The 12,675-nt window shown below is 55.4% G+C and carries 15 protein-coding genes and 1 pseudogene; 4 read left to right on the forward strand and 12 right to left on the reverse strand.

Annotated features, from left to right (window positions below):
• Positions 1 to 21: 21 nt before the first annotated feature.
• The 8 genes and pseudogenes from ASN_RS10675 to ASN_RS10705 all read right to left on the reverse strand — a co-directional run bounded on the left by ASN_RS10675 (position 22) and on the right by ASN_RS10705 (position 5,504).
• The gene (locus ASN_RS10675) at positions 22 to 726 is read right to left on the reverse strand and encodes an IS6 family transposase (RefSeq protein WP_058988143.1); all 705 of its coding nucleotides are present in this window, start codon (positions 724 to 726) and stop codon (positions 22 to 24) included.
• A 143-nt stretch (positions 727 to 869) separates the two neighbouring features.
• On the reverse strand, positions 870 to 1,124 hold the full coding sequence (locus tag ASN_RS10680) for a ribbon-helix-helix domain-containing protein (protein WP_040133507.1): 255 nt from the start codon (positions 1,122 to 1,124) through the stop codon (positions 870 to 872).
• A 29-nt stretch (positions 1,125 to 1,153) separates the two neighbouring features.
• A complete protein-coding gene (locus ASN_RS10685; RefSeq protein WP_082666645.1) occupies positions 1,154 to 1,804 on the reverse strand; it encodes an AAA family ATPase in 651 nt (216 codons plus the stop codon).
• Between the two features lie 138 nt (positions 1,805 to 1,942).
• Positions 1,943 to 2,572: a tyrosine-type recombinase/integrase gene (locus ASN_RS10690; protein ID WP_231948179.1), complete on the reverse strand. Its 630-nt coding sequence runs from the start codon at positions 2,570 to 2,572 to the stop codon at positions 1,943 to 1,945.
• Positions 2,573 to 2,869: a WGR domain-containing protein gene (locus ASN_RS10695; protein WP_048481289.1), complete on the reverse strand. Its 297-nt coding sequence runs from the start codon at positions 2,867 to 2,869 to the stop codon at positions 2,573 to 2,575. It abuts the gene before it with no gap.
• A gap of 265 nt (positions 2,870 to 3,134) precedes the next feature.
• A pseudogene (locus ASN_RS18825) lies at positions 3,135 to 3,433 on the reverse strand (IS481 family transposase); the annotation flags it as partial.
• Between the two features lie 155 nt (positions 3,434 to 3,588).
• Complete coding sequence (locus ASN_RS10700; protein ID WP_058988151.1) at positions 3,589 to 4,563, reverse strand: alpha/beta hydrolase; 975 nt, start codon at positions 4,561 to 4,563, stop codon at positions 3,589 to 3,591.
• Entirely contained in the window at positions 4,560 to 5,504 is a 945-nt protein-coding gene (locus ASN_RS10705) for an MBL fold metallo-hydrolase (RefSeq protein WP_231948180.1), read from the reverse strand. The genes ASN_RS10700 and ASN_RS10705 overlap by 4 nt, the downstream gene beginning before the upstream one ends.
• Positions 5,505 to 5,582: 78 nt before the next feature.
• Here ASN_RS10705 and ASN_RS10710 point away from each other — a divergent pair, with 78 nt between their 5' ends.
• Both ASN_RS10710 and ASN_RS10715 read left to right on the forward strand, forming a co-directional pair.
• Positions 5,583 to 6,518 (forward strand): LysR substrate-binding domain-containing protein, encoded by a 936-nt coding sequence (locus ASN_RS10710; protein WP_058988153.1) that lies wholly within the window; start codon positions 5,583 to 5,585, stop codon positions 6,516 to 6,518.
• A 285-nt stretch (positions 6,519 to 6,803) separates the two neighbouring features.
• A complete protein-coding gene (locus ASN_RS10715; protein WP_058988154.1) occupies positions 6,804 to 7,217 on the forward strand; it encodes a DUF6640 family protein in 414 nt (137 codons plus the stop codon).
• 581 nt (positions 7,218 to 7,798) lie between these two features.
• Here ASN_RS10715 and ASN_RS10720 read toward each other — a convergent pair.
• Positions 7,799 to 9,007: an MFS transporter gene (locus tag ASN_RS10720; protein ID WP_058988155.1), complete on the reverse strand. Its 1,209-nt coding sequence runs from the start codon at positions 9,005 to 9,007 to the stop codon at positions 7,799 to 7,801.
• A gap of 259 nt (positions 9,008 to 9,266) precedes the next feature.
• Between ASN_RS10720 and bdcA the strand changes: the two genes are divergently transcribed.
• On the forward strand, positions 9,267 to 9,980 hold the full coding sequence (gene bdcA / locus ASN_RS10725) for an SDR family oxidoreductase (protein WP_058988156.1): 714 nt from the start codon (positions 9,267 to 9,269) through the stop codon (positions 9,978 to 9,980).
• A gap of 63 nt (positions 9,981 to 10,043) precedes the next feature.
• Positions 10,044 to 10,655, forward strand: coding sequence for a TetR/AcrR family transcriptional regulator (locus tag ASN_RS10730; protein ID WP_058988157.1), 612 nt, complete (start codon positions 10,044 to 10,046; stop codon positions 10,653 to 10,655).
• A gap of 88 nt (positions 10,656 to 10,743) precedes the next feature.
• Here the strand turns inward: ASN_RS10730 and ASN_RS10735 are convergent, their stop codons facing one another.
• From ASN_RS10735 to ASN_RS10745, 3 genes are all read right to left on the reverse strand, one after another.
• Positions 10,744 to 11,082 carry a type II toxin-antitoxin system PemK/MazF family toxin gene (locus ASN_RS10735; RefSeq protein WP_058989286.1) on the reverse strand — a complete coding sequence of 113 codons (339 nt, stop codon included), beginning with the start codon at positions 11,080 to 11,082 and terminating at the stop codon, positions 10,744 to 10,746.
• Entirely contained in the window at positions 11,079 to 11,384 is a 306-nt protein-coding gene (locus tag ASN_RS10740; protein ID WP_231948181.1) for a hypothetical protein, read from the reverse strand. Before ASN_RS10740 ends, ASN_RS10735 begins: the two co-directional genes overlap by 4 nt.
• Before the next feature lie 318 nt (positions 11,385 to 11,702).
• Positions 11,703 to 12,644 carry a LysR family transcriptional regulator gene (locus ASN_RS10745; protein ID WP_231948182.1) on the reverse strand — a complete coding sequence of 314 codons (942 nt, stop codon included), beginning with the start codon at positions 12,642 to 12,644 and terminating at the stop codon, positions 11,703 to 11,705.
• Between the last annotated feature and the right edge of the window lie 31 nt (positions 12,645 to 12,675).

The following is a 12,675-nucleotide window of genomic DNA, read 5'->3' on the forward strand; positions in this document are numbered from 1 at the left end:
CTCCTCTCGGTGTTGACGCATTCAGGCGGTAAGCGCGGTAGCGTTGTTCCACTGGACGAAAGCCCTGATCCGATGGATGTGCCGGGAGAGGGCATTGTCGATGGAGTGGGGCGGGACGAAGAGGTTGCGGACGGCGGAGAAAACGAAGACGAAGCGCTGGCATCCCCCAGGTGAGCGGAATTTCTGCATGACCCGTTCGCGTTTTCGCAGTGGCAGATGGCTGTTCTCCGCCCTGTTGTTCAGGCCCTTGTGGGATAGGTGCCGGACCGTGAGCCTCAGTTTACGTCTGGCCGCCCCGTAAGAGCCCAGCTTGTCGGTGACCAAGCGCGCGGGCCGGATACCCTGCTTTTTCAGCAGTCGCGTCAGCAATCGCCTTGCGGCTTTAGTGTTCCTTCGGGTCTGCAGGATTTCGTCGAGAACGTAACCGTCCTGATCGACGGCGCGCCACAGCCAGTGTGGCCGGCCATGGATCACGACCCGGACCTCGTCGAGATGCCAGATATCCCCGGGTCTAGCGGCCTTGCGGCGCAGCGAGCGGGCAAAGGCCACTCCAAATTTTAGGCTCCACCGGCGGATCGTCTCATACGACACAACAATCCCGCGTTCGAGCAGCATCTCCTCAATCAGACGAAAGCTCAGGGGAAACCGGAAATACAGCCATACCGCATGCGCGATCAGCTCACTCGGAAAACGATGTCGTTTGTAGCTCACAGATCCAGCGCTCATCAGCGGAGACTATCACAGGTCAGAGTTAATGTGACAGCACCGCCGAGATCCCCTTTAGGGAGACATATGCGCGTTCAGTGGCTCTAAAATTAACCCAGAAAATTACCATTAAGATATTTTTTGAATATTCTTAAAATATTATTTTAACTTTCTTCTAACGCTTTAAAAATTGCCATACTGATAAACGCAGCTCGGCCTGTTCCCATAGCTTCAGCGCGTTCATCAACACGCCGTAACAAGTCTGGAGCAATGGTCAAACTAATCTGGCGTTTATGTCCCTTTGGCAACCCTTTGTCGTATGATAGAGGCTTTGTTTTTCCTGCATCCGGAGCTCCAGTAACGAAAGCATCTGCAGCAGATTCTACCGGCGTTGGTTTAGCTTTGCGATGAATTGCCATTTAATCTATCCTTAATATGTTATGAATATTCAAATTGGATTAAAAACGGCATTTGCAAGTGCAGAAATTTCAGCGACAGCTTTAGGGTCTCGCGGTGTCAGTTCGGAAACAGACAGACCTGCTCCACCAGCATTACTGAACGCTTTGCGGCGTCGAATTGGTATCGGCAGATAAATGAATTGCGGCACTTCTTTCACTGCTGCAGCAGCCTCTGCATTATCCGTTGAATGGTCTCCTGGATCGGCTTGGTTCATAACAGCTACAGCACGCAATCCATCCCGAACACTTCGTGCTTCATCAATAAGAGCAGCCATGTCGTCTAGTGCCCATACGTCATAGGAACGCGGCGCAAACGGAACCAGAAGCGTATCAGCGAGAATGAGTGCTGCACGAAGCGCTGTAGAATCTCGGCCGCCAACATCGATGATAATATCATCCCATTTATCACGCTGCTGCTGAACTTGGGCACGTAGATTGGGGCCGTCTGGATACTGTGCACAAGCAATCCCAGGTAGCTTTCCAGCTTCAGAACGAGCTGCGATAGCAGCAACAGCTGTACCCTGTCGATCACCATCAATCAGCCATACCTCTCTACCAGCAGTGGCACGGATTATGGCGAGTTGAACAGCTAAAGTGGTCTTCCCCACCCCTCCTTTCGTATTCCCTATTGCTATAATCACTTTTTAATCCTTTTTGAATATTCAAAATAACGTCTTTTCATCTCATAATATATTTACCTTTGTCAATCACATAAAATGTGAAATAAATATTCATTCAATCTGAATATAGGATATTTCCCCAAACGAGATATTTCTCGTTTACCCCCACATTTTCCGTGCGATATCCTGCTCCTCGGCGCCGACGGCATCGGCATAGATGGCGGTGGTGGAGAGCTGGGCGTGGCCGAGCCATTTCTGCACCATGTTGAGGGGGATGCCGCTGGAGACGGCGGCGACGCCGAAGGCATGGCGCAGGCCCTTGGGGGAGGCGGCCGGGCCGGACAGGCCGGCGGCGACCATGACCGCGTGCACGGCCCGCCAGCCGGTCATGCGCGACCAGGGCCACAGCCGGACACCTGCGCCACGCCCCCGCCGGCGCTGCGCCTCACGGATGCCATGCACCAGATCCAGGGCCTCCAGGAGGGACGGGGGCACCGGCACGGCGCGATAGATCCCGTCCTGGCGCTTCTTGAGCGTGGCGAACACCAGTACGCCGCCGGCGAGGTCCACCCGGTCCGCTGTCAAAGCGAGGGCCTCGGACAGGCGGCAGCCTGACCAGGCCAGGGTCATGCACAGTGTACGGGCCTCGCGCGGCGCCTGCTCGGCTGCGCGCAGGAAGCGCGCCCGCTCGACGACCGTGAGGTATTTGCGGCTCCCGTCGCGGTCGAAGAGCTGCATCCCGCCGGGGGCGCCGGCCGGGATCGCCCGCTGCCCGGTTTCGGGGGGCACTCATCCGGCCCCCCTGTCGCGATAGCCCCGCCGGCGCTTGACCCGGAGCTGGCGGGCGAGGGCGTCCCACGCCTGCCCGGCATCATCATATAATGCGCAGACCTGCCGCCCCGCCGTCCCGATCCGCCCCCACTGCCGTACCAGGGCGGTGCCGCCGAACAGGTCGGGCTGCAGCGACAGGGAATAGAAGCGCCAGCAGTTGGTCGCCGGGTCCACGCGCACCAGCGCCGCCGTTTCGGGAAACAGCGACAGCTGGCAAGGCGGCCGGACAGGGGCCTTCGGGACGGGTTTGGGCATGATATCCTGAGAAGTGTAACACATCTCACCTGGCCCGCACAGGAAAACTGCCCCGATCGCGGAACCGGCCGGCCGGTTTCAGGCCTTGCCTGTTACACTATAGGTAATAGTGTACCCTTCCTGCCTGAGGCTTCGGTAGCGTAAAGAGCTTTAAGAGCCTGTTAAGAAAATCGATCTGATGTGATTCAAGCTCTGTATATGAACGCTAGATCAAAAGGACTAGATGGCCAGAAACAGCCGCAAGGCGAAAAACTGCCCGTTAGACATGAGGGGCCGAACGTGTCAGAGGAATACTGGCCTGCAGGGCATAATGGCAGTCGTCCAGCAGCAGTAAAGCATGCCGACGAAAAGCAACTGCCATGGCTTCTTCGTTTTCTGTCAGGCTCGTTGAACAAGGCTCTTTAGGACCAGTTTTCTGATTTTCGACAGTCTGTCGCTTGCGACATTTTGCAACTGTTTTCGGGTTAATCCCGAGCTCAGCGCAGTGAGCGAAGCCTGCTATCGCTGTAGTGCTGCTCGCACGGCATGCGTGGTCGTGCCGCGGCCATGACGTATCTGTCCCATGAGGTTTCCTTCCACTCTCGTGAAAATATCACACCATCAAATCCCGGGGACTAAACACCTAAGGCACAGTAATGTCTGCTTTTCAGAAATGGCAGAGCGAGAACATCTCAGGACACACATCAATCAAGTGCCCTTCGCGTTCTCCATCCGTGGCTTTAGTGCCTCGAAAGGTCGAGTGGGTTCTTAATGTCCAAGAAGGCTCGGATGCTCTCAAGGATCTGCCACCGGTTTCGTTCCATAATAACCATGTGAGTGCCCTCACCGATTTCGACCCAGCGTCGGAAAGGCGCATTTCGAAAGCGTGGGAACAGGTTTACCATCTGCTCAAGGGTGACATCCCTGTCCCATTCGGCATGAATCAGCAAAACAGGGACCGTGATGTCTTCGGGCACATAGAAGGACCTTCCCGCAGACCAAAATTCTCGGACATCCTGGATCACCCCCGCAGGTGCACGAATGATACCACCCTGTTCTTTCGGATCGCTGGCCAGAATGACCTGGGCCCACTGCTCGAACCATCCTGAAGGGAGCACTTCAGAGCACTTGTCTTCAGAGACACCTTCGAGCCAGTGCTTCCGAAACGCCTGAACGTCGAAGCGGCGATAGGCATGAATGGGCCCACCGGGATCCAGTCGGGAAACCCCATTGTTGATCCATTGCGGTGCGATCAGTGTCAGCTTCTCGATCTTGTCGTTATTGGCTGCTGTATATGCTCCTGTCACCGTGCCGCCCCATGACATGCCGATCAGGCACAGGCGAGAAAGGGCGCGTTCTGAGAGGATATGGTCAACAGCCGATCCCAGGTCACGCACAGCTGTCTCGGTCCGGACCTGTGGAGGCGCATCTTCCGGAGCGCCTTCCATGCCCGCAGGTCGTGTCGAGCCGCCGAAACCCCGTACGTTGAGCGCGTAAACGTCAAATCCCTGATGGGCCAGGCTGTCCATGAATGAGCCGTCATCAACGGGTACGTCGAAGAGACTTTCTGCCGGCAATGTTGCGCCATGCATCAGGAGGACGGTGCGATCCGGACCAAACACTTGAAGATCCGTGCGTTTCTTGTGACGAAGATGGAGTGAAATTCCTGCAGTATCGCTCGGGATATGCAGATTTTCCGTAAGGATGTCAGTCATCCGATGTCTTCCTGATTTGGCTGTACAAATTCCCATGAAAACCCGTCTTCACGGCGCTTGACCCGCCCCACACCGGTTTCTGCAAAATGCGAGGTGAAGCACAAACTCCCGCTTTCGGCCGCCTGAGCGAGGAACCATCGACGCGATTGCTCGGCAGGCTTGATGAACTCGCAGTAAACGGATCGCAGATCAGGACGGTAGACCTGCAGCGGATGGTGCATGACATCTCCTGTAAACCAGGCTTCTTCGCCTCCGGACTGCAGACGGATCGAAGCGTGGTCGATGCTGTGGCCCGGGGTCGGATGGAAGGAAAAGCCCGGAACGATTTCCTGTCCGTCGATCTCGATGGCCTGTGCCAGACCAGCTTCGATGACAGGCAGGATGTTGTCCGTATAAACCCGGGGCAGAGGACGATGATTGGGCACGCCTAACACACCAGGTGGCAAGTCCGGAGCTGGGTCGACACCATCATTGCTGGCCCCATATTGTGCTTCGACCGCCGAGAAGATGTGGCGTGCATTCGGAAAGGTTGGCACCCATTTTCCATCGTGCAGACGGGTGTTCCACCCAACGTGATCCGCATGAATGTGTGTATGGAGAACGAGATCAACCTGCTCCGGCTGGACACCCATATCAGCGAGACGCTCAAGAAACGGCGTATGGAGATGATCAAGCGCAGGCGCGTCGGGTAAAGGCTTGTCGTTTCCGGTAGCGGTATCAATCAGGAGAGTGAGACCCGCCCGCTGAACAAGCCAGGCATGGGTGCCCTGGGCGAGCAGGCCAGTCGCGGCGTTATAGGAGCCTGCGGTCAAACTGGGCGCGAACATCGCGAGTGCCTCCGCATCAATATCCGGATACAGGTGACCGGGATCTGCGTTGTTCCAATGGAGTTCGGGGATGCGGGTGATGCGGGCATCGCCTACCTGAAAAGACGGCGTCATTTTTGGCCTCGAAGCGATTGTGTTGCGTTGCATCGGAAGGTAGGGTGCAGCCAAGCATCACGCAAATCGATCTGAAAAATGAAGCCAATCGATCACTTCAATTTACGGTCTTTCGATCTTAATCTTTTGATCGCGTTTGATGCGCTCGTATCGGAACGCAGCGTCACGAAGGCTGCACGCCGTTTGCGCATTCAGCAGCCTGCGATGAGCCACGCGCTGGCGACGCTGAGGCACCTTTTGGCCGATGATATTCTGGTGCGAACCGGCGCGATCATGCAGCCCACTGCCAAGGCGGCTGCCATGGCCCCGCAGATCCATACTCTGTTGAGGCAGACTCAGGGTATTCTGACAGCCGAAGACCAGTTTGATCCCAGGACGGAGCAGCGGATTTTTCGCTTTGGGTTTTCATCCGAACTTGAAGTCTTCCTGATGCCGAGACTGACGGCTTATCTGCAGCATCACGCCCCGGGAATACGGCTGCTATCGCGAGGGTCTCCGAGGAACGAAGTTCATGCTCTGCTGGATACAGGCGCACTTGATATCGCAATCGGGTGCTTTGACTTTGGCTTGGAGCGGCACCTTGGGATGCCGCTCTATGAACAGTCGCTTGCCTGTTGTTTCAATCCTGATCTGATCAGTCTGGAAGCGCCTCTCACCGTTGAGAGCTATCTGGCACTCCCGCATGTGCTTATGACATTGAAGGACGACATTCAGGGGTGCCTGTCAGACGCGCTGATGCAGATCGGTCAGGAACTGAATGTTGTTCTGGCGGCATCGGATTTCCTGACGGCGTTGGCGACAGCAGCGGCGGCGCCAGTTCTGGCGACGCTTCCCAATCGGATTGCGCATCAGCATGCTGCTCATTTTGGTTTGACGGTGCAGCCGGTGCCGCTTGATCTGCGCATACCGGCAGTCTCAATGGTCTGGTCAGCCCGGAACGACCGTGATCCGGCCTCCGTATGGTTACGTGAGCAGACTGCTTCCCTGATAAAAACCTCCGAAACAACGGCTTGAATTTTCACGCTGCCAGTAGTCGGCACCGACATACGAAGACATTTTCCAAACAGAAGATCAAGTTTCGCCTTTCTAGCTGAAATCGCCCCGGGTTTTGTGGAGATAGCAAGGCCTAGGGCACTTCACTTGACCGCAGCAAGACAGATATGCGATCTGAGGCATGGACGTGTAAAAGTCACAGCCCGGTAGGTAGTCCGGGTGGCATTTACGCTCGTACAAGTCGCCCGCATGTGTGGGACCGACCTCCGGCACGTCCTTTTCCAGCCAACGGAAAAGGTGTGTCTTATGGATATCGCAAAATACCTCATCGCCTTCGTGGCGGTGGTCAACTTCGGTGGCTTCGTGGCCGACGCGCTCGTGCCCGCTACCGCCAGGCAGCATCTGTGGAACCCGCACTGGCCTCCCCATGCCAAGTTTCACAACGCGCAAACGATGCTGATGGGGTTCTTCGGCGGCGGGTTATCGCTCGCCATCCTATTCGGCTCGCATCCGCTGACGCTGCCGATGTTCCTGTTCGCGACGGTCGCGGCCGCCAGCAACTTCGTCTCGATGGCGCTCGCACCGATCTTCCCCGGCACGGCGTGGACCGATCCGGAGTTCGAGGCTGAAACCTCGAGGCCAGCCGGCCTCGCCCCACAACAGCTCATTACCTACGCCGTGTGCGTGATCGTGCTGATTGCCGTCGCGCTCGCTATGTGATCGCGTTGAAGAGGGGCGGCTCGGAGTTTTCCAGCAACTCCAACGTAATAAGTAGAAGTTTTTACTTTCAGCCTTCCCTCTCGGGAAGGCTGGGAACCCAGGTCAATAACCTCGCGCAGCTCTATTCTCTTGCCCCGGCGTCCCATAACTGGATCGGTAATCCCCCCATAAAAAGTGGCTTTTGAATGAGAATTCAGGCAGCTGTTTTTATGGGGGGATTACCGTAGCACATCGTAAGAGTTCGAGAGCCCTGATTGCTGCCGAGGTCGGCTATGCCAGCCCCACCCAGTTCAGCCGGGACTGCAAACACCATTTCCATCGCCGCCCGACTAAAGAAACCAAATGGATGCGTAAGCATCTGGGAGATCCGGTTTAGTCGTCAAAAATCTGAAATCAATGGGAGAACCTTCTATCACGCTCCAAGATAAACCATCAGAATACTTTAATAAAAAATTTTAGGTAATCTTTAAAAAGTGAATAAAAAATAATTTTTGAAGTAAAATTTAATATTATAATCGACTTTTATAAGAAAAATCCAAAATATGAATTAATTTTCCTATTATTTAAAATAATAAACGCAATTATAATTCAGAGTTATGCTGCGAAAGACGATGACCTGCCCGAAAACCGTATGAGCGCGCCAGCCATGCAATACCCAAACCACAGGCCAGAAGGCCCAGCATCACCCATGCAAAAGAGGAAGCGCCATATAGATTCAGCAGTATCCCTCCCAGAAGTCCTCCCCCAGCGATTGCACTATTCCAGACCACAACATTCATAGACAGCGCGACGTCAGCCCCCTTTCCAGCTGCATCAGCCAGAGCAGTTTGGAGTAATGTCGCAGCCCCACCAAAAGTCAGTCCCCAAACAGTTACACCTGCCCAGACGACAGCAGGAAAGCTGGCCCCCACAGTAAAAATGGCGCAGACCCCAGCGAAGACCGCCAGGCTGACCAGAACGGTCGTTCGTAACGCATGGTCTACCAACTTTCCGGTCAGTCCGATCCCACCCAGTGCAGCAATGCCAAAAACCAGCAGTACAAGATCTGCCTTTCCCGCCAGCCCCGATGGGATAAGAAAAGGCACGATATAAGTGTAAAGAATATTGTGCGCGAGCATCCAAAAGACGACGACACCAAGAACCGATCGAACCCCGGGTGTAATCAGAACATGCCGGAACGGCAGACGTTCCTTATCAGACACTCCCGGAAAGTCTGGCACTGTCGCCAATACCCAGCCTGTCAGAAAAAGTGTAAAGATCGACATCATCCCAAAGGCCAGCCGCCATCCTAGCGCGCTCCCCAGCCAAGTTCCTGCCGGGACACCGAGAGAAAGCGCAATAGGCGTGCCTACCATGGCAATAGCCAGCGCCCGTCCCTGCTGGTCATGCCTCACCATCCGCCGCGCATATCCTGCCAGAAGCGCCCAAGCCAAGCCAGCGGCGGCTCCCGCGCTGTAACGGGCAGCAAGTGTCAGCCAGTAATCCTGAGAAAGGGCCGTTATGGCATTGAATACCAGGAAGCCAACGATCGCCAGAAGCAGAACAGCCCGTCGTCGCCATCTTTGGGTCGCAAGCATCAGTGGGATGGTGGCACTCAGAGAGCCCACAGCATAAGCCGTCACCATCTGCCCTGCATAGGCGGGTGATATATGTAGGCCAGTGCTGATCTCCGGCAGCAAGCCTGCTGGGAGTGTCTCTGTCATAATGCACAGGAAGCCTGTCATTGCGAGAGCCAGAAGACCGGCTACCGGTAAGCTATCATCTGACGATGGAGATAGACGTTCGGTCATTTGTAACTCACATATATGTATCGGGCGATCCATATATGTGCATAACCGATATTTAGCAACGAATTTCTGGACCGGTCAGTATTGAAATATGCCGGTCAGAGGAGACAAAACCATACTGTGGGAAGCAGAGGGCAATCTTTCAGTTTCTGGAAAGCAATCATCTAAAAATTATTTCCGTATCATTTGATACAGAATAAACTTGCGCGCCGCCGTCTTTTTTGTTCTGTATTGATCGGTACAGAATGTGAGGGATCATAACGTGGCAAAACTTTCAGGAAAAAAAGCTTTGATCATCGGCGGCAGCCGGGGGATCGGAGCTGCAATCGTCAAACAACTATCCAGCGAAGGCGCATCCGTGCGCTTCACATGGGCCGGTTCGCGCACAAAAGCCGAAGACCTTGCCCGCCAGACCGGGGCAGAAGCCATTCAGGCGGATGCAACTGACCGCTCCGCAATTCTTGCCGCCACGCGCGACGCCGGCCCCATCGATATCTTTGTCTTCAACGCCGGAATCTGCATCGCCGGAGATCCGCTGACGCTCGATCCAGACGACATTGATCGCATGATCGATATCAACATTCGCGCTGCCTATCACGCTTCGGTCGAAGCCGCCCGCTCCATGCCGGATGGGGGCCGGATCATTCTGATCGGCTCCACGAACGCCAACCGGGTACCTTTCACGGGACTGGCGGCCTACAGCATGACAAAATCTGCACTGCAAAGCATGGTACGCGGTCTGGCACGAGACTTTGGGGACCGTCACATCACGGTCAACGTCATCCAGCCGGGACCGACTGACACGGATATGAACCCGGCCAACGGTCCACAGGCCGATCTTATGCACAGCGTCATGGCCATCAAGGAACACGGCTCCGCAGAGGATGTTGCTGCCTATGTCTCGTTTTTGGCCAGTCCTGCGGCGCGCGGCATTACCGGAGCCATGCAGACCATTGATGGTGGCTTCAGTGCGTAATGCTGGCAATCTACTTCCGGACCGATTAGTATAGAAAATTATTCATACCAACGGAGACACTGCATGGCCCGGACAGGACGGCCCCGTGAATTTGATCGGGACAAGGCGCTGGAGGCCGCGCTGACGCTGTTCTGGGCGCAGGGTTATGAACCGACGTCGCTGAACCAGCTCAAGGCCAGCATGGGGGACATCTCGCCCGCAAGCTTCTACGCCGCGTTCGGCTCCAAGGAAGCGCTGTTCCGCGAAGTCGTACAGCGTTATCTGGAAACTTACGGTCAGGTTATGGCACCGCTATGGGACGAAACACTTGCCCCACGGGACGCCATCGAACAGACCCTGCGACGCTCCGTCCGTATGCAGACGACCCGCTCACATCCCACCGGCTGCCTGATTGTGCTGGGAGCCGCCAACTGCTCGCCAGAAAACCAGCCCGTGCAGACCCTTTTGGCTGCCGAGAGGGAACGTAACCGCAAAGGTATCAAAGCCTGCGTGGACCGGGCCATTGCAAACGGGGAACTGGCAGGCTCGCCTGCTACCGAAACCCTGCCCACGCTACTGACAACCTTTCTCCACGGCATGGCCTGCGAAACCAGGGATGGCGACAGTGCAAAAAAACTGGATGCAGCCATCACGACGCTCATGCAGGTCTGGGATAGCCTCGCATCAAAGCACTGACCCGCCCTGCACAGACAGTAAGCCATCCTCTATCGGACAGGGTAATTTCCAGCTATCGCATCCGTCTTTTTGTCCAGATTGCACGCGATCATGGAAGGCGGCCGACCGACAGACCGAGAAAGACTGACAAAGCCTGATCGACCTGACGCAAAGACGAGACCTCCAGATGTCCGAAAACCGGACCGATTTTTTCCTGTGGCAAGGACACCGCCCGATCAATCATCACCTGCGACAGGCGGCGCAAGCCGTTCGTCGTGCTGGGGACAACCGTAATCCGGAACAAAGGCCAGTCCTGCACCGTGCTGGTCAACCGCAACACAGTCACGGCCGGCAGGTCAGAAAAGGCGTCAGCCTGTATGACAAGGGCCGGACGCGGTTTACCATAATCACCATTGACGGCGATCGTCACCAGATCACCGCGTTTCACGCCGTCCACTCATCCTGGAAATCATCTTCCTCGAAGAGCGCGTCCAGTTCGCGCAACACCTGAGCTTCATCACTTACCGGATCACACGCCAGCGCCGCCACTTCACGGGATTGCCGCCGCGCTTCCGTCTCGAAAGCACGCTGTTCTCGCCGCGCGACATAAGCACGCATGAAATCCCGCAGCACTTCAGCCGCAGGCCGTTCATCCGCACGGGTTGCCGCCGTGAACGCTGCCTTCAGTGCCGGGTCAATCCGGAAGTTGAAATTCTCCGCCTTCGGATGGGAAGTGGTCCGGGGCATCATCGCCTCCTGATCTAAAGTCAGAAGCTTATTATGCAATTACATTATGCAAAACACAAGGTAATTGCATTCCGCTCGCCTCTTCCTGATAAAGGACATTATCTGGAGGAGACAAAGCAAAGACCGCTTTATCCTGTTTGAACCCTCCCGGAAAAACCACCATGCAGCCCTTGATACACCGTGGCTCCGGCTTGTCCCAATCTGACTATAGACTGTTTGGGTCAACCTAATTTGAATGGAAGAAATGGGGAAGGGAACCGAAGGGCCAAAGGTCGGCTATCAGTTTATTGTTGTCCGATATCAGACATTCAAGATGCGAGATTAACCCGAATAGATTGCCTCTAAGCCCGGTAAAATCGCCAGGAAGGCATCGCTTATAACCTGGCGCATCCAGTGATTATCGGCCGTTTTCTGCCAGAGGATCGATACAGAATATTCTCCCAGATCAATCGGGGCAGCGCAGACTGTAAGGCCCGAAACGGCAGCAAGGCTCTGGGCGGCATGGATTGGCAACGTTGCAACTGCGCGCGTCCCGATCAGGAAGGGAGGGAGGGCCGAGAAATGTGTCAACGCTGATTGCACCTGCCGCGAATAGCCCAGATCCTTTAAAACGTGATCTACAATGCCTTCGCGGCCTGAAAACGAGACCAGAAGATGTGGCAGAGACAGATAATCTGTCAGTGTTAGCGGCAGTGTAAGGTCGCAGGCGGCTGGATCAAGCAGGCAGGCATAACGAGACCGCCCGATCTCCTGCTGCTGTAATCCGGAGCGCACATTCGGCTGTGCGACAACGGCAAAGTCGATTTCGTCCGCTTCAAAAAGGGCCTCCACGCGGTGTGTGTTAGCCTGCCTGAATGTCACTGAAACACGAGGCGCTTCTTCTGCCAGCCGTCTTGTAATCAGCGGCCCAATTGCAATCTGGAAATCGTCAGACATCCCTATGGAAAAATGTTGTCGGCTGGTTGCGGGATCAAAGGCAGTAACCGTCGAGAATGCGTTCTGGATCAGAGCGACCCCGCCCTGAATCGGCTCCGCCATGGCGATTGCCCGAAGTGTCGGCTGCATACCGCCACGGTTGCGGACGAACAAAGGGTCATCCGCCGCTTCCCTCAGGCGGGCCAGAGAGGCGCTGACGGCTGACTGACTCAGTGACAATCGCTTTGCCGCTCGGGAGACGCTGCGTTCTTCCCAGAGCGCCAGAAAAGTAGTCGTCAGATTAAAATCAAGACGTGAGATATCGACCATGGTGATTTTGACTATCAAAACAATCAATTTGCCCGATAATGTAGGAAAG

This window comes from Acetobacter senegalensis (genome assembly GCF_001499615.1).
GTDB lineage: Bacteria > Pseudomonadota > Alphaproteobacteria > Acetobacterales > Acetobacteraceae > Acetobacter > Acetobacter senegalensis.

Coding starts and splice junctions, on each gene's coding strand:
- ASN_RS10675 (WP_058988143.1), bottom strand. CDS start 726: ATGAGCGCTGGATCTGTGAGCTACAAACGACATCGTTTTCCGAGTGAG.
- ASN_RS10680 (WP_040133507.1), bottom strand. CDS start 1,124: ATGGCAATTCATCGCAAAGCTAAACCAACGCCGGTAGAATCTGCTGCA.
- ASN_RS10695 (WP_048481289.1), bottom strand. CDS start 2,869: ATGCCCAAACCCGTCCCGAAGGCCCCTGTCCGGCCGCCTTGCCAGCTG.
- ASN_RS10700 (WP_058988151.1), bottom strand. CDS start 4,563: ATGACTGACATCCTTACGGAAAATCTGCATATCCCGAGCGATACTGCA.
- ASN_RS10705 (WP_231948180.1), bottom strand. CDS start 5,504: ATGACGCCGTCTTTTCAGGTAGGCGATGCCCGCATCACCCGCATCCCC.
- ASN_RS10710 (WP_058988153.1), top strand. CDS start 5,583: ATGAAGCCAATCGATCACTTCAATTTACGGTCTTTCGATCTTAATCTT.
- ASN_RS10715 (WP_058988154.1), top strand. CDS start 6,804: ATGGATATCGCAAAATACCTCATCGCCTTCGTGGCGGTGGTCAACTTC.
- ASN_RS10720 (WP_058988155.1), bottom strand. CDS start 9,007: ATGACCGAACGTCTATCTCCATCGTCAGATGATAGCTTACCGGTAGCC.
- ASN_RS10730 (WP_058988157.1), top strand. CDS start 10,044: ATGGCCCGGACAGGACGGCCCCGTGAATTTGATCGGGACAAGGCGCTG.
- ASN_RS10740 (WP_231948181.1), bottom strand. CDS start 11,384: ATGATGCCCCGGACCACTTCCCATCCGAAGGCGGAGAATTTCAACTTC.